Annotated in this window: 12 protein-coding genes; 6 read left to right on the top strand and 6 right to left on the bottom strand. The window is 64.9% G+C overall.

Annotation, left to right across the window (positions count from 1 at the left end):
* Window positions 1–202 precede the first annotated feature (202 nt).
* The 3 genes from HAV18_RS00335 (at window position 203) to HAV18_RS00345 (ending at window position 4,989) form a co-directional block, all read left to right on the top strand.
* Window positions 203–1,792 (top strand): inorganic phosphate transporter, encoded by a 1,590-nt coding sequence (locus HAV18_RS00335; protein WP_166951069.1) that lies wholly within the window; start codon window positions 203–205, stop codon window positions 1,790–1,792.
* Window positions 1,793–1,873: 81 nt separating this feature from the next.
* Window positions 1,874–3,631, top strand: coding sequence for an ABC transporter permease subunit (locus HAV18_RS00340; protein ID WP_166951073.1), 1,758 nt, complete (start codon window positions 1,874–1,876; stop codon window positions 3,629–3,631).
* Between the two features lie 11 nt (window positions 3,632–3,642).
* The gene (locus tag HAV18_RS00345; protein ID WP_166951076.1) at window positions 3,643–4,989 is read left to right on the top strand and encodes an AAA-associated domain-containing protein; all 1,347 of its coding nucleotides are present in this window, start codon (window positions 3,643–3,645) and stop codon (window positions 4,987–4,989) included.
* Window positions 4,990–5,039: 50 nt separating this feature from the next.
* On the opposite strand, the gene HAV18_RS00350 is transcribed toward HAV18_RS00345, so the two are convergent.
* Genes HAV18_RS00350 through HAV18_RS00375 form a run of 6 tightly spaced genes read right to left on the bottom strand, consistent with a single transcriptional unit; the run spans window position 5,040 to window position 11,208 of the window.
* A complete protein-coding gene (locus HAV18_RS00350) occupies window positions 5,040–6,158 on the bottom strand; it encodes an ImpA family type VI secretion system protein (RefSeq protein WP_166951081.1) in 1,119 nt (372 codons plus the stop codon).
* Window positions 6,155–7,228, bottom strand: a complete 1,074-nt coding sequence (gene tssG, locus HAV18_RS00355) for a type VI secretion system baseplate subunit TssG (protein WP_166951084.1) — start codon at window positions 7,226–7,228, stop codon at window positions 6,155–6,157. Before tssG ends, HAV18_RS00350 begins: the two co-directional genes overlap by 4 nt.
* The gene (tssF, locus tag HAV18_RS00360; RefSeq protein WP_166951086.1) at window positions 7,228–9,117 is read right to left on the bottom strand and encodes a type VI secretion system baseplate subunit TssF; all 1,890 of its coding nucleotides are present in this window, start codon (window positions 9,115–9,117) and stop codon (window positions 7,228–7,230) included. The genes tssG and tssF overlap by 1 nt, the downstream gene beginning before the upstream one ends.
* A gap of 39 nt (window positions 9,118–9,156) precedes the next feature.
* On the bottom strand, window positions 9,157–9,723 hold the full coding sequence (tssE, locus tag HAV18_RS00365; RefSeq protein WP_166951088.1) for a type VI secretion system baseplate subunit TssE: 567 nt from the start codon (window positions 9,721–9,723) through the stop codon (window positions 9,157–9,159).
* Complete coding sequence (locus HAV18_RS00370) at window positions 9,716–10,567, bottom strand: type VI secretion system accessory protein TagJ (protein WP_166951090.1); 852 nt, start codon at window positions 10,565–10,567, stop codon at window positions 9,716–9,718. Before HAV18_RS00370 ends, tssE begins: the two co-directional genes overlap by 8 nt.
* Window positions 10,564–11,208: a TagK domain-containing protein gene (locus HAV18_RS00375; RefSeq protein WP_166951092.1), complete on the bottom strand. Its 645-nt coding sequence runs from the start codon at window positions 11,206–11,208 to the stop codon at window positions 10,564–10,566. Before HAV18_RS00375 ends, HAV18_RS00370 begins: the two co-directional genes overlap by 4 nt.
* A gap of 526 nt (window positions 11,209–11,734) precedes the next feature.
* Between HAV18_RS00375 and tssH the strand changes: the two genes are divergently transcribed.
* Genes tssH through tssC form a run of 3 tightly spaced genes read left to right on the top strand, consistent with a single transcriptional unit; the run spans window position 11,735 to window position 16,513 of the window.
* Entirely contained in the window at window positions 11,735–14,416 is a 2,682-nt protein-coding gene (gene tssH, locus HAV18_RS00380; RefSeq protein WP_166951095.1) for a type VI secretion system ATPase TssH, read from the top strand.
* A gap of 36 nt (window positions 14,417–14,452) precedes the next feature.
* Window positions 14,453–14,992, top strand: a complete 540-nt coding sequence (gene tssB, locus HAV18_RS00385) for a type VI secretion system contractile sheath small subunit (RefSeq protein WP_166951110.1) — start codon at window positions 14,453–14,455, stop codon at window positions 14,990–14,992.
* 27 nt (window positions 14,993–15,019) lie between these two features.
* Window positions 15,020–16,513, top strand: coding sequence for a type VI secretion system contractile sheath large subunit (gene tssC / locus HAV18_RS00390; protein ID WP_166951129.1), 1,494 nt, complete (start codon window positions 15,020–15,022; stop codon window positions 16,511–16,513).
* Window positions 16,514–16,532 lie beyond the last annotated feature (19 nt).

Here is a 16,532-nt window from a genome sequence, read left to right on the forward strand (position 1 = left end):
GTGTGCGATACCGGCGAAGCGGCGGATTTATTCCCGCGGATATTCCCGCGCGTTACGAGGGCGGATACCGCTGCCCGCGGGCAGCGGGGCGATGAACGGCGATTGAAGGATGACCTGTCAATGTCCTGTAAGTGACACGTCACATTTGCGTCACGACCGACCTATAGCCTGCGACTCCGAGTCACCTGTCCGGAGCCCCTTCATGCCGAATCTCGCGGCAACGGAAACCAGCGGTGCGGTCAGCAACCGCACGCGCACCATCAGCCTTGCGCTGTTTTTTCTGATCATTGCCTGCGGCATCGTCTACGTCGGCATCCATCTCAGTGCCGACCTCAGCCCCGTCAAGGAAAGTTCGGTCCTCCCGTTCCTGCTGCTGATCGTCGCGCTGCTGATCGCACTCGGCTTCGAATTCGTCAACGGCTTCCACGACACCGCGAACGCGGTCGCGACCGTCATCTATACGCACTCGCTCGATCCGCACCTCGCCGTCGTCTGGTCGGGCCTCTGGAATCTGTGCGGCGTGCTCGTGTCGAGCGGCGCCGTCGCGTTCGGCATCCTGCAGTTGCTGCCGGTCGAGCTGATCCTGCAGGTGGGCAGCGGCTCGGGTTTCGCGATGGTGTTCTCGCTGCTGATCGCGGCCGTCACGTGGAACCTCGCAACCTGGTATTTCGGCCTGCCGTCGTCGAGCTCGCATACGCTGGTCGGCTCGATCATCGGCGTCGGCCTGATGAACCAGATCGTCAACGGCCCGTCGGGCACGAGCGGTGTCGACTGGAACCAGGCGCTCGGCGTCGGCAAGGCGCTGCTGTTCTCGCCGCTGATCGGTTTCGTGCTGTCGGCACTGGTGCTTCTGCTGCTGAAGGCGCTCGTGCGCGTGCCGGCGCTGTACCAGGAGCCGAGGGGCAACAAGCCGCCGCCGTTCTGGATTCGCTTGCTGCTGATCCTCACGTGCACGGGCGTGTCGTTCGCGCACGGCTCGAACGACGGGCAGAAGGGCATGGGGCTGATCATGCTGATCCTGATCGGCGTGATGCCGACCGCGTACGCGCTGAACAAGGCCGTGACGCCGGACCAGACGAGCACGTTCGTCGCGGTCGCGCGCCATGCGTCGACGACGCTCGTCAAGTATGCGGATCCGGCCGTGCAGTCCGCCAACCCGCGTGCCGATGTCGAAGCGTACGTGCGCACGCACAAGCTGACGCCCGTGACGATTCCCGCGCTTGGCAAGCTCACCGACACGATCGCCGACCAGGTCGCGCAGGCCGGCGGCATCTCGAGCGTGCCGCAGAACCTCGTCGACAACGTGCGCAACAACATGTACGTCGCGTCCGAGGCGATCCGGCTGATGGAGAAGGCGAAGGCGCCGGCGTTCTCGGTCGAGGACGCGAGCGCGCTCGAGGCGTTCAAGAAACAGATGGATCGCGCGACGAAATTCATCCCGACCTGGGTGAAGGTCGCAGTCGCGATCGCGCTCGGCCTCGGCACGATGGTCGGGTGGAAGCGGATCGTCGTGACGGTCGGCGAGAAGATCGGCAAGTCGCATCTCACGTACGGGCAGGGCGCATCGGCCGAGGCCGTCGCGATGCTGACGATCGGGATGGCCGACGCATACGGGCTGCCGGTGTCGACGACGCACGTGCTCGCGTCGGGCGTGGCCGGCACGATGACGGCGAGCGGCGCGGGCCTGCGCTGGGATACGGTGCGCAACCTCGTGCTCGCATGGGTGCTGACGCTGCCTGCGTCGATCGCCCTGTCGGCTGCCCTGTACTGGGCGCTGCACGGACTGTTCTGACCCGCGCCGGGGGGCGCGACGTCCGGCCGCGCGGCGCGCGGCCGGTCCCATCGAATTTCAATCCGACACAAGACGCTACCGATGGATATCAGTTTCTTCGACCCGAATCGCACCGCGAACGCTTCGGCGTGGCGTGTGCTCCCCAACCGCTGGGATGCCATCGCGTTTCCGCTGATCATCTGCCTGCTGGCGATGGCGATCGTCGGCTTCCATCAGACGATGGCGCCGATCGGCGTGCTGCAGACGCAGAAGATCACGCTCGACCCGTCGAACCTGCCCGAATACGCGTTGCGCACCACGCTGCGGATGCTCGCCGCGATGGTCGCGTCGCTCGTGTTCACGCTCGTCTACGGCACGCTCGCCGCGAAAAGCCGCCGTGCGGGCATGGTGCTGATTCCGATCCTCGACATCCTGCAGTCGGTGCCGGTGCTCGGCTACATCTCGTTTACGGTCACGTTCTTCCTTGCGCTGTTTCCGGGCCGCGTGCTCGGTGCCGAGCTGGCCGCGATCTTCGCGATCTTCACGAGCCAGGCGTGGAACATGACGTTCAGCTTCTACCAGTCGCTGCGCACGGTGCCGCGCGACCTGAGCGAAGTGTCGCGCGGCTTCCATCTGACGGCCTGGCAGCGCTTCTGGAAGCTCGAGGTGCCGTTCTCGATGCCGGGGCTGATCTGGAACATGATGATGTCGATGTCGGGCGGCTGGTTCTTCGTCGTCGCGTCGGAAGCCATCACCGTCGGCAACCAGACCATCACGCTGCCGGGCATCGGTGCGTATCTCGCGCAGGCAATCTCGGACAAGAACCTCGGCGCGGTCGGCTGGGTCGTGCTCGCGATGACCGTCGTGATCCTCGCGTACGACCAGTTCCTGTTCCGCCCGCTCGTGGCGTGGGCCGACAAGTTCCGGATGGAGAACACCGCGTCGGGCGATGCGCCGCAATCCTGGCTGCTCGACATGATGCGCCGCACACACCTGATCCATCAGTTGCTCGTGCCGGCCGGCTGGCTGCTGTCGCAGGCCGCGCGGATTCCGCTGCGCGTGCCGGCGCTGAAGGGCACGCGTGCGCGCGGCGCATCGGCGCGCCGCAAGTCGTCGCGGATCGGCGACATCGTGTGGGGCGCGCTCGTGGTCCTGCTGACGGTGTACGTCGTGTGGCGCGTCGTCAGCTTCGTCGCGACCGGCGTGACGATGGCCGAGGTCGGCCACGTGTTCGTGCTCGGCCTTATCACGCTGTTGCGCGTGCTGTTCCTGATCCTGATCGCATCGGTCATCTGGGTGCCGATCGGCGTGTGGATCGGGCTGCGCCCGTCGCTTGCCGAGAAAGTCCAGCCGATCGCGCAGTTCCTCGCGGCGTTTCCGGCGAACCTGCTGTTCCCGGTGTTCGTGATCGTGATCGTGCGCTTCCACCTGAACGCGGATATCTGGCTGTCGCCGCTGATCGTGCTCGGCACGCAGTGGTACATCCTGTTCAATGTGATCGCCGGTGCGATGTCCTATCCGAACGACTACAAGGAAGTGACGAAGAATTTCCGTATTCGCGGCAAGCAGTGGTGGCGGCAGGCGATCCTGCCCGGCATCTTCCCGTACTACGTGACCGGCGCGATCACCGCATCGGGCGGCGCGTGGAACGCGAGCATCGTGTCCGAGTTCGTGCAGTGGGGCGACACGAAGGTCGTCGCGCACGGCCTTGGCGCGTACATCGCGCAGACCACCGCCGCCGGCGATTTTCCGAAGATCATCCTGGGCATCGCCGTGATGTCCCTGTTCGTTACCTTGTTCAACCGTCTGCTGTGGCGTCCGATGTACGCCTATGCGGAATCCCGGCTCCGTCTCGATTGAGAGTAAGCGCGATGCAAAATTCGAACGTTATCAACGCCCCCGTCAAGACGTCCCAGCCACTGCAGCCGCCGCGCCTCGGCGACGAAATCCTGCGCGTGGAGCACGTGAACCGCGGCTTCAACAAGTCGCAGGGCGAACTGCTCGTGCTCGACGATGCGAACCTGTCGCTGCGCGAAGGCGAGATCGTCGGGCTGCTCGGCCGTTCCGGCTCGGGCAAGTCGACGCTGCTGCGCATCATTGCCGGCCTGATCGAGCCGACCGGCGGCGAAGTGACCTACCTCGGCAAGCCGCTGAGCGGCCCGGCCGAAGGCGTCGCGATGGTGTTCCAGACCTTCGCGCTGTTCCCGTGGCTCACGGTGCTGCAGAACGTGGAAGCCGGCCTGGAGGCGCTCGGCGTCGGCGCGCGCGAGCGGCGCGAGCGTGCGCTCGCCGCGATCGACCTGATCGGTCTCGACGGCTTCGAGAACGCTTATCCGCGCGAGCTGTCGGGCGGCATGCGCCAGCGTGTGGGCTTCGCGCGCGCGCTCGTGGTCGATCCGACGATCCTGCTGATGGACGAGCCGTTCTCCGCGCTCGACGTGCTGACCGCCGAGACGCTGCGTACCGACCTGCTCGATCTGTGGACGCAGGGCCGGATGCCGATCAAGTCGGTGCTGATCGTCACGCACAACATCGAGGAAGCGGTGTTCATGTGCGACCGGATCCTCGTGCTGTCGTCGAATCCGGGCCGCGTGATCGCCGAGATCAAGGTGCCGTTCAAGCATCCGCGCAACCGGCTCGACACTGATTTCCGCAAGCTGGTCGACGACATCTACGCGAAGATGACGGCGCGCGCGACCAACGAGGCGACGAAGAAGGGGCTGGAGCTCGGCAGCTGGCTGCCGCGCGTGTCGACCAACCTGATGTCCGGCCTGATCGAAACGCTCGCGATGGCGCCGTACCATGGCCGCGCGGATATGCCGGAAATCGCGCGTACGCTGCATCTCGAGGTCGACGAACTGTTCCCGATCGCCGAAGTGCTGCAGTACCTCGGCTTCGCGGACGTGCGGGAAGGCGACGTGTTCCTGACGCCGCCCGCGCGCGTGTTCGCGGAATTCGGTACGCAGGAGCGCAAGCTGATGTTCGCGGATCATTTGCTGAAGCACGTGCCGCTGGCTGCGCGGATCCGGAAGGTGCTGAACGAGCGTCCGGGCCATCGCGCGCCGCGCGTGCGCTTCGAGCAGGAGCTGGAGGATTTCCTGTCCGACGAAGCGGCCGAGGAAACGCTCGACGCGGTGATCGACTGGGGGCGTTACGGCGAAGTCTTTTCGTATAACGACAAGACGGAGGTGTTCAGTCTCGAGGATGTGGAGAGCTGATCGTCGAGTGCGTGTTGCATCTCGTCACGCCAAGGCGTGACGAGATGCCGTCATGAACCATCTGCCTCTTCCCACTGGGCGAGCAGCTCCGGCGGGACGGCCTTGACGACATCGACATAGCGTTTTCCGACGAATTGTTCGGCACGTTTGAGCAGCACCGGAATGGGGCTGCTCGGTTCGTTCGTCTCGAACCACCGGCGTGCCGCGCAGATCAACGTCAACGCTGCCTGCCGGTCCGTCGGTGCAAGCGGGGCGGGCGCGACAACGGACGTCGAGGTTGGAGAAGCAGCCGGCGCATCATCCGGGCGTGCCGGCGATGCGGGCGTTTCGGCGAGTGCCGCCAACGCCGGTGTATCGCGGTCCTCGTGCTCGACCGCAGGCAAAGTGTCTGATCGGGTATCGACCTGCGGTTCGCTTGCTTGAAAGAGCCGGAGCAGGCGGATCAACGAGGAGAAATCCGGCAGATACGTCTCGAGATGCGTCGCGCACCACGTATCGATGGCGCAGAGGCTCGAGATCGTGTCGTCGAAGGCCTTCATCGTCGACGGCTGCTGTTCGCGCAGGTTCTGCAACTGCAGCGCGACCGAATCGGGAGCGAGCGCATCGACCGGACGCGGATGCGCGAATGCACGCTCGACGTCGCGTACCTGCAGCCGGGTGGCGGTCGATCGTGTCAGGACGATTTCCCGCACGTCGGCCAGCAACCCTTCCGGATCCGACAGCGCTTGCAATGCGTTCATCCGCATTTCCAGCGCGGCGTGGCGATCGTTGTCGGCATCGGCCTGTGGATGGACCTGGTCCGGAAACGCCTGCAACCAGGCCGCCAGCAGCCGCGTCCCATCCGCAAGACCCGCCACGCCGCCCAGGCGCGTGCGGCAGCGCGTATGCAGTACGGCGACGCGCATGTCCTTCGTCCGCGTCATCAAACGTCGGCAGTCTCGCTCGATCTCGCTCCAGTTGAGCGGATCGGGCGCACCGACGAAGGCGCCGTATTGCACATCCTGCCTGGGCGCGGTGCCGGCAAACAGGACCACGAAATCGTGGTCGTATTCGAGATCCGGGCCGCACGGCGCCGTATCGCTCAACGGCGCGAGCCAGTCCTCATGCGGCGTATCCGCGACGGCCGCCCGGCCGGGCGTGTTTTGCGTGGTAGACGATTTCCTGCTCATGGTCGATGTTCGGAGGCCGTGTCGCGGCGATTGAAATGGCGTGCATGGCGTTCGGGCTCGAAGCGCATGCCGGTGATCGGCTTGTCGGACGCAGGGCGGCCCAGCCAGCCGGACCAGCCCATCCGCTGCCGGCCGCCCATCACGGCCGGCGGCGCGCTCTCGGGCTTGATGCGCAGCTCGAGTTCCCATTCGAGCTCGTGACCGACGAATGCCCGCACCCACTCGACGAGGCGCGGCAGGTCTTCGCCTTGCGGCGTGAAGCGCAGGTACGCGTCGAGATCGACGGGGCCGATCACGATGCGGAACCGGTGCTGGCGGTCCGGTGCGACGCGCCCGAGCACCGCGCCGCGGCCCATCGTCGCGGCAGCGCCCGGGTAACCCATGCGCCCGCAGTCGGCCGGATCGATTTCGATCCAGTGAAAGACGTTTTCCTCGAGGGCGACCGGGACGCCGAAATAATGTCCGAGCGTGGCGCGCAGCCCGTCCGGATTGCGCGACTCTCGAACGAGATGGGCCGAGGCGGCAAGGCGCGCATGCGACGGAAGGGCGCGCCGGGTGATTTCGCCGATGTCTTGCCCGACAAGGCTGGCGACATAGAACGAGAACTGCTCGTCGTGTTTCCGGTCGAGGCCTGCAGCCGCCTGTGCGGACGCCCACGCCCGATAGAACAGGGTGAAGAACCGGTGATGGAAGATGTCGAAGAAGTCGACCGTGGTCGTGTCGCGGCGGCTGCTTTCCCGATCCTTCGCGATTTCGGTCACGTGGATGGGGAGTGGGCCGTTGGGCCCCAGCATGCCGAGGCCGAACAGCCGCACCTTGAGTCGCCCGGCCATCTCGTGTGCGCTCGCGATTTCCCGCGGCGCGAAGGCCAGGCTCGGCTGCTGGCCCAGCCTGAACGGTTCGGCCTGCGGCCGACGCGCGGTGCCGACCGGATCGATCGCGGGGTTCGCACCGATCCGCCGCAGCAACGACAGGAACCCGAAACGCCAGGGTCCGGCCTGCAGGGCGTCGAGTAATTCGGGCGACAGCGCGTTGTCGCGCAGCAGCGCGGGGAGCGTGGCGCGCTTCATCACAGGGCCCCGCGCGTGCCGGTGCGCGCCGGCCAGCGCGCGATCCGGCCGCGTTGCATCGAGTGCAGCTCCGTCTGCGTGAAGCTGTTGATCGACACGTGCCGCGCGAGCCAATGTTCGAGGATCGTGCCGAAAAGATAGGGGCTCACGCCCGAGAAGCCAGTCTCGTCGACCGTCAGCGCACATTCGATGCCGCGGCCGAAGGTCATCGGGCCGGTTCCCGGCAGCTTGCGCGTCACCGCGCGCGTTTTCGCGCCCACGAGGCTTTCGACCTGCCGGCCTTGTCCGGCGTCGCCATCCACGAGATACAGGCGCAACAGGTCGCGCAGGCCTTGCCCGCCCTCCCGGTGATCGAGCGCTTCGAGCGGCAGATAGTTGAAGTTCAGCTGGCGGATCAGGCGCCACGCCATTTCCCGCTCGGCATAAGGCGGCAACGGTGCGCTCGGCGGGCGGATCAGGCCGATGCTGTCGACCGGCGCGGACTGCGCGGTCTCCAGGTCGTGCACGCCGTCGCGCGGCACGAGCGTGGCGAGATCGCGGTTCGTCAACAGCGCCTCGACCGACAGGAAGCGGATGTTTTCGCCATATGGCGCCTCGGCCTGGTCGACGAGCGAGAGAAAGACTTCCGTCCCCACGTACGGCGTGCGCGTCCCGTAGCGGCGCGCCGAATCGGACAGCAGGCGCCGCTCGCGCCGCATCGAAAAATAACGGCCGTGGTTGCCTTCATCGTTGTTCAGCGTCTGATAGAGCGGCCGGAACTCGAGTTCGGAGGACGTTGCGGCGACCTGCCCGTAGACGGCGCTGACCGAGAACACCTCGTAGTCGAGCGGCGTGAGTCGAGCCGGTACCAGATGGAATTCGGTGTCGCGCGGCGAGATCTCGACCCGGTCGGTATGCTTGCGGAACAGATTGATGACGGGCGTGCAGAAGAGCGCGAAGCGCGATGCATCGACGAGATTGGCGAGCGACCCGGGCGCCCGGTCGAGCAGGACGACGATCTCGACTTCCCGGCCGTTGACGCGCGAGAACCCTTCGGCAAGACCGTTCAACGCGAAGAACCAGAACCGCGCGGGGCAGGCGAAGTACTCGTGCAGCAAGTTGTGCCCGTGGAACTTGGCCCAGTTGAGCGGCAACAGGCTTTGATCGGTACCCAGACCTTCGTGTTCGACCGCATGGTCGGTGACGGCCGTGATCGGCGCGCCCGGCGTGCCGAACTCGCCGGGCGCGCCGATCACGGAAGCGATGCCGCTCGCATGCAGCAATTCGAACAGGTGCGACGCGACTTGTTCGTCGCCTGCCAGATAGACCGGAAGCCGGTCGAGTCCTTTCAGGTCGGCGATCCGCATATTGCCGGTGGTCGCGAGCCTGATTCGCAGCGCCCCACGCACTTGCGTATCGGGCGGGCAATAACGCTCCAGCGCCGGGATGTCCGGTGGAATGCCGGTCAGCCGCACGTCGTTGATCGTGAGCGGCCACAGCGTGACGTCCTGTCCGCTCGTGAACTGGCAGGCCGTGCGCTCGCCATCGGGAACCTGTGCGGTGAACGCGGTCCCGCGCGCAAGGCGATAACCATCGACGAGGCTACCTTCCGCCTGCCCGGGATACAGGCGAGCGATCGAGATCGATGGAGTCGGCGCGACGTAGTTCGGGTAGATGACCTCGAGCAGCCGCTCCGTGAAACGCGGAAACTCCGCATCGAGCTTGATCTGCATACGCGCCGCCATGAAGCTGAACGATTCGATCAGCCGCTCGACGTAAGGATCGGCCACTTCACCGGCTTGCATGCCGAGCCGACGCGCGATCTTCGGATGTGCATGCGCGAACTCGGCGGCGAGCTCGCGCATGTAAATGAGTTCCTGGTTGTAGTAATCGAGCAGTCGCGGGTCCATCGGAGAGGCCTCGTTAGGGTCGTGGTGTGCGCGCCGTGCTCAGCCGGCGCGCATGCCCGTGATGCGGATCTCGCTCGTTTCGAGATCCAGCGAGCTTTGCACCATGAATTCGAGCGGATACGGATCCATGTGAATCAGCCCGCGCACTTCGAAGGCGAGCACGTTGTGATGTTCGCCCGCGGAATCGGCATCGGCGTTGGTGCGGGGCGATACCACCAGTGAATCCGGAATCAGGCGCGGCTCGAAATCGCCGATGGCGCGACTGATCATGCATTCGACGTCGTTCCACTGGCGCGACGCGATAAAGGTGCCCGCGAGCGGCGGCACGCCGAAATTCACGGTCGACGCAGCGGCTTGCGGATGGCGGGCGCGATCGATCCGGTCTTCGATGCTCGTCGTGTTGAGCAGATAAGCGAGATCGCGCTGCACGATGTCGCGCATCTGCTTGCGCGTGACCGTGTATTCCTCCGGGGCTTCGGTCTGTCGATGCGGAGCATCGTCGCGCAGGCGGTCGAGCAGCGTCGGCATCAGATGCGAGTTGGCTCGCCGCGGTGTACGTACGGCCGGTGCATCGGTACCCGGCTGGCGTTGTCGGCGTTCAGTCATGGGCTGGATCCGCGCCGATCGCAACCGGCGTGACGCGCGAGCCGAACTCGGCGTGCGCCAGTTCGAACAAGCTGAAGTCGCCCAGCTCCGTTGCCCAGGTTTTCTGCCCGAGTGCGACGACACCGGTGCGGCCGATGTCGCGCCAGAGAGTCTCGCGTCCGAGACGAACGGCGTCGCTGCCGGTTTCCGAACCCGGATACCGGGCCGGCATGAAGCCGTGGATGAGGCTGCCGTCGACGAGCGTGAGTGTGCAGGGTGCCCAGACCAGATCGATTGGCTGCGCCGGCTGCGACACGCGCCATGCCGCCAGGTCGGCGAACGGCACCCAGCGATAGTGTCCGGCCGTGATGAATTCGCAGACCGGGCCGAATCGGGAATCGCTGTCGGCGATCCAGGCGGCATGCCCCTGCGGGGCGACGAGCGGAACGTTCGGCGCAGCCCGGAACGCCGAGTCGCGCACGATGTCGGCCTGTTCGACTTGCCCGTCGGCAGCATGACGTATCGCGTTCAGCAGTGCATCGGTCCAGGGCAGCGGTGCATGGATGGCACCAGGATGTTCGCGGTCCTCGACCACCTTTGTCCGCCACCGCTCGGCACGGATCAGGTCGCGATACATCTGCGCGGTTCGGGCCTGATCTGGATCGAGTTTTGCCCACACCTGCAGTTGCTGCATCGCGCGTGACCATTCGCCGACGATGCACAGCAGCTGGAACAGCGCCCATCGATGTGGTGCGGTTGTCGGTTGCGAGCGGATGCTCGTTTCGATTCGCGCGATCTGGTCGGCGAGCGGAATGTTGTCTGCGCGATGGGTGGCGGGCGTATCGGTGGTGGTGTGCGCGGTCATGGTTGGTCCTTGCGCAAGGGCGCGACCAACGGGCTGTCCACGGACAGCGCATGGTGCTCGCGCCGGGTAAGCGGTGGCGGGGCGGGGGCGCGGCGCGCGGACTCGGCATGAAATTCGGGTGGCGCGAACAGTTGCAGGATCTCCGGAACGGATTCGCCATCGGTCACCGCTTCCACGTGTCCGACCAGATGGCCGAAGGCATCCTCGATCGTGCGATTGCCGGACAGGAACGTCTCGATCGAATCCGAACGTCCCGGGCTTTCGTAAGCCGGCGAGTCGTGTGGGTGATCCGGTGCGATCGGGGGCGCGAGCGTGTCGTCCACCGATGGGGCCCATGCGGAAGCGATCGGTGCGCCTGGATCGGCGAGCGCGCGCCAGTACTGCGCATGGAGCGCGTCGATCAGCGCGTCGGTGTTGCCGGCCTCGATGTCGGCCGTGTCCGCGGTGGTATGCGAACGGGCAGCAGCATCTTCCCGGGTGCCGATACCGAGCAGAGCGAGCATGTCGTCGTCGGTGCGAGCGGAACCGAAGGCGTCGTCCAGCGGCAACGTGTCGGTAACGGACGGACGTGCATTCTCCGGCACGGACGCGACGAGCGGGGTGTTCGACTGATGATGCCACGGCAGGCGAAGGGGGCGCATGGGCAGGTTCGGTGGCGAAAGATCTGAAAATAAAACGTGAGTATCGATGAATCTATCGTCTCAAAAAAGCACTTGAACAATTGGATGTTTGAAAATTGATTGTTAAAAATTGAAACAGTTAAATAAAAATACGATTTGAATCAAAGTGATGCTGCCATTTGTTTGCATTTTTTGTAGTGGATTCATGATTTTTATCTCGAAATAACAGTGACTTGCGTGTGGCGAGTTCGATGGGGTGGCGTTGGCCGTGCATGATTTTTCGGTTGCTTTTGCATGGATTTGATGTCGTGGACTATAGGACTAGTCCGAATTTTTATTTAATATTTAAGATGCAATTAATGCGTTGACGTAGTTATTGGTTCGTGTTGATAATTCGACTGCTGATTCGAGTCGGCCGTTTTTTCGAATCGGAGAGAGATGCGTGTTTTGAGGGTTCCAGATCCCGCCTGGTACGACGAGCATAAAGGACTCCTAATTGCTGGAGCGGATTCGTTCGAAACACGCTAACGAACAAAACAAGACCATCATGAACATTTCACGCCAGACTTTGTTCGGCAAGCTCGGGGTCGAGCTTTACCGGGGAATCGAGTCGGCGACGAGTTTCTGCAAACTGCGCGGGAATCCGTTCGTCGAACTAGTCCACTGGCTGCACCAGTTGCTCCAGCAGCCTGACGGCGACCTGCAGCGGATCGTGCGTCATGCGGATATCGATCGCGATGCGCTCGAGCGCGATCTTGCGCGTGCGCTCGCTGCGTTGCCGGCCGGCGCGAGTTCGATCAGCGATTTTTCCTGGCATATCGAAGCGGCCATCGAGCGTGGCTGGGTGCTGGCGACCCTCGGGCATGGAGATCGTCGCGTGCGCGGTGCATGGCTGATCGCGGCGCTTGTCTCGACGCCGGAACTTCGGCGCGTGCTCCTCGCCATTTCCCCCGAATTCGGCAAGATTCCGGTGGAAGATCTTGGGGACGCGCTTCCCGCCTGGATCGACGGGTCGCCGGAGGCGGCGGACGGGCCGTACGACCGCAGCGAACTTGTACCGGCCCTGCCGGGCGAGGCTTCCGGTGCGCTGCCGGGCCCGTCGAAGGGCAACGTGCTCGAGCAGTATTGCCTGGATCTCACCGCGCGGGCGCGTGCCGGCGAAATCGATCCCGTCGTCGGCCGCGAACTCGAAATCCGCACCATGATCGACGTGTTGCTGCGTCGGCGGCAGAACAATCCGCTGGTTACCGGCGAGGCCGGCGTCGGCAAGACGGCCGTCGTGGAGGGGCTTGCACGCTCGATCGCAGCGGGCAACGTGCCGCCGAATCTCGCCGACGTACGGTTGCTGAGCCTCGATGTCGGCGCGCTGCTGGCAGGGGCCAGCATGAAGGGCGAATTCGAGGCTCGCCTGAAGGGTGTGCTCGAGGCCGCGGCACGATCGGCGGCGCCCGTCATCCTGTTCGTCGACGAAATCCATACGCTGATCGGTGCGGGCGGGCAAGCCGGCACCGGCGATGCCGCCAACCTCCTCAAACCGGCGCTTGCACGCGGCACGATTCGCACGATTGGCGCGACGACCTGGGCCGAGTACAAGCGGCATATCGAGAAGGACCCGGCGCTGACCCGGCGTTTCCAGGTGTTGCAGGTCGCGGAGCCGTCCGAGGCGGCGGCGACCGACATGGTTCGCGGGCTCGTGCCGACGTTCTCGTCGCATCACGGCGTCGTCGTTCGCGATGAAGCGATCCGCGCCGCAGTGACACTGTCGCATCGATACATTCCGTCCCGTCAGCTGCCCGACAAGGCGATCAGCCTGCTCGACACCGCGTGCGCACGCGTGGAGTTGTCGCAGCACGCGACGCCGCGCGAACTGGACGACGTGCGGCAGCGTCTGGCTGCCGCGCGTGCCGAAGAAACGCTGCTGGTGCAGGAGGCCCGCATCGGTCTCGATGCGGACAAGGCGTTGAATCGCGTGCGCACGCGCATCGACGTGCTGGCGACGGAAGAGGCGGCGATCGCGGATCGGTGGCGTGAGCAGGCGCAGGCCGCCCAGGCGTTGCTCGCCGGGCGCGAAGCCGCGATCGCGGACGCAGAGGGTTCGCCGGTATCGGTCGACCGGCTGCGTGAACTCGAACGGACGCTGGCCGCGCTGCAGGGTGATGTGCCGCTCGTCTTTCCCGAGGTCGACGCCTCCATCGTCGCCGAGATCGTTTCGGACTGGACCGGCATCCCGGTCGGCCGCATGGTCACCGACGAGATTGCCGCCGTGCGCCGCCTTCCGGAAACGCTGGGTGCGCGCGTGATCGGGCAACGCGACGCACTGCACCTGATCGGCGAGCGCGTGCAGACCGCACGATCCGGCCTGACCGATCCGAAGAAGCCGCTGGGCGTGTTCCTGCTTGCCGGTCCGTCCGGTGTCGGCAAGACCGAGACCGCACTCGCGCTTGCCGAAGCGTTGTACGGAGGCGAGCAGAACCTGATCACGATCAACATGAGCGAGTATCAGGAATCGCACACCGTGTCGGGTCTGAAAGGTGCGCCGCCCGGCTACGTCGGCTACGGCGAAGGCGGTGTGCTGACCGAAGCGGTGCGCCGCCGCCCATACGCGGTGGTGTTGCTCGACGAGATCGAGAAGGCGCATCGCGACGTGCACGAAATGTTCTTCCAGGTGTTCGACAAGGGCTACATGGAAGACGGCGACGGCCGACATATCGATTTCCGCAATACCACCATCCTGCTGACGAGCAACGTCGGCGCCGACCTGAGCGCGAGTCTGTGCGCGGATCCTGCGCTGTCGCCGGATCTCGATGGCTTGCGGGCCGCGCTTGACCCGGAGTTGCTGGAGGTATTCCCGGCGGCGTTCATGGGGCGGGTGACGGTCGTGCCGTACCGGCCGCTGGCCGACGACGCGCTCGCCAGTATCGTTCGCCTGCATCTGGATCGCGTCGTGAAGCGCATGGTGGACAGCCACGACATCGTGCTTGCGTACGACGACACGGTCGTGAACTACATCGTCGGCCGCTGCCTGGTTCAGGAGACCGGTGCGCGCGTGCTCATTGGCTTCATCGAACAGCACTTGCTGCCGCGCCTTTCCTCGCTCTGGCTCGATGCGTTTGCATCGCGCGCGCCGCTCGCGCACATCGCGATCGGCGTGACCGACGCGTCCGCATCGCCCGCCCATGCGCTGACGTTCGAGGCGACCCCTTCTCATCTTGTCGAGCCTTGCTGTTGAGCTCGACATCCGTCAACCACTGTCAGGAGACTGTTCATGTCCGCTAGCAGTTCGCAGAAGTTCATCGCGCGCAATCGTGCGCCGCGCGTGCAGATCGAATACGACGTCGAAGTGTATGGCTCGGAGAAGAAAATCGAGCTTCCGTTCGTGATGGGCGTGCTCGCCGACCTGTCCGGCAAGCATCCGGTCGAACCGCTGCCGGCGGTGTCGGACCGCCTGTTCCTGGAAATCGATATCGACAACTTCGACGAGCGCATGAAGGCGATCCGGCCGCGCGTCGCGTTTGCCGTGCCGAATACGCTGACGGGCGAAGGCCAGATGATGGTCGACATGACCTTCGAAAGCATGGAGGACTTCTCGCCGGCTGCGATCGCCGACAAGGTGGAGCCGCTGCGCCGCTTGCTCCAGGCGCGTACGCAACTGGCGAACCTGCAGACGTACATGGACGGCAAGTCGGGGGCCGAGGCGCTCGTCACCCAGTTGCTGCAGGACCCGGCGCTGCTGAAGTCGCTGGCCGCGGCACCGCGGCCCGAGCGGCTCGAGGAAGGCGCGGCCGATCCGGGCGACGCGAGCTGACCGACAAACCGATCGAGGATGACCATCATGGCAAAACAGCAAGCACAGGCCGTCGAGGCGCTGGCAACCACCCAGTCCGATTTCACGCAGTTGCTGGAACGGGAATTCCGTCCGAAAACGGACCAGGCCCGCGCAGCGGTGGAACATGCGGTGCAGACGCTTGCGGAGCAGGCACTCGTGCAATCGATCACGATCAGCGACGACGCCTACAAGAGCATCGCCGCCATCATCGCGCAGATCGATCACAAGCTCTCCGAGCAGATCAACCTGATCCTGCATCACGACGACTACCAGGCGCTCGAATCGGCATGGCGCGGCCTGAGCCATCTCGTGTCGAACACCGAGACGGACGAGCACCTGAAGATCCGCGTGATGGACGTCTCGAAGACCGAGCTGCATCGCACGATGCGTCGCTACAAGGGGCTGGCGTGGGACCAGAGCCCGCTCTTCAAGCAGATCTACGAGCAGGAATACGGCCAGCTCGGCGGCGAGCCGTACGGGTGCATCGTGGCCGACTACTACTTCGACCACACGCCTCCGGACGTCGACCTGCTCGGCTCGATCGCGAAGGTGGCGGCGGCCGCGCACACGCCGTTCGTGACAGGTGCGGCCCCATCGGTGCTGCAGATGGAGTCCTGGCAGGAACTGGCCAACCCGCGCGACCTGACGAAGATCTTTACGCAGAACCTCGAATACACCGCGTGGAATTCGCTGCGCAATACCGAGGACGCGCGCTACGTCGGCCTCGCGATGCCGCGCTTCCTGGCACGACTGCCGTATGGCGCGAAGACCAATCCGGTCGACGAGTTCGATTTCGAGGAAGACACGAACGGCTCGAATCACAGCCGCTACGGCTGGGCCAACGCGGCATACGCGATGGGCGTCAACATCAACCGTTCGTTCAAGCAATACGGCTGGTGCTCACTGATCCGCGGCGTCGAATCCGGCGGTACGGTCGAAAACCTGCCGTGCCACACGTTCCCGACGGACGACGGCGGGATCGACATGAAGTGCCCGACCGAGATCGCGATTTCGGATCGTCGCGAGGCTGAACTGTCGAAGAACGGCTTCATCCCGCTCGTGCATCGCAAGAATACCGATCACGCGACCTTCATCGGCGCCCAGTCGCTGCAGAAGCCGGCCGAGTATCACGACGCCGACGCAACCGCCAACGCGAACCTGTCCGCGCGCCTGCCGTATCTGTTCGCCTGCTCGCGCTTTGCGCACTACCTGAAGTGCATCGTGCGCGACAAGATCGGTGCATTCAAGGAGCGCGAGGACATGCAGCGCTGGCTCAACGAATGGATCATGCACTACGTCGACGCCGACCCGGCGAACTCGTCTCAGGACACGAAGGCGCGCCGGCCGCTCGCGGCGGCCGAGGTGCTCGTCGAGGATGTGGAAGGCAATCCCGGCTACTACCAGGCGAAGTTCTTCCTGCGCCCGCACTTCCAGCTCGAAGGGCTGACCGTTTCGCTGCGGCTCGTGACGAAGCTGCCGTCGATCAAGGAAGCCGCTTAACCATCCGGCAGGTCCCGCA

It is taken from the genome of Burkholderia sp. D-99, from assembly GCF_011605345.1.
In the GTDB taxonomy this organism is placed as follows: domain Bacteria; phylum Pseudomonadota; class Gammaproteobacteria; order Burkholderiales; family Burkholderiaceae; genus Burkholderia.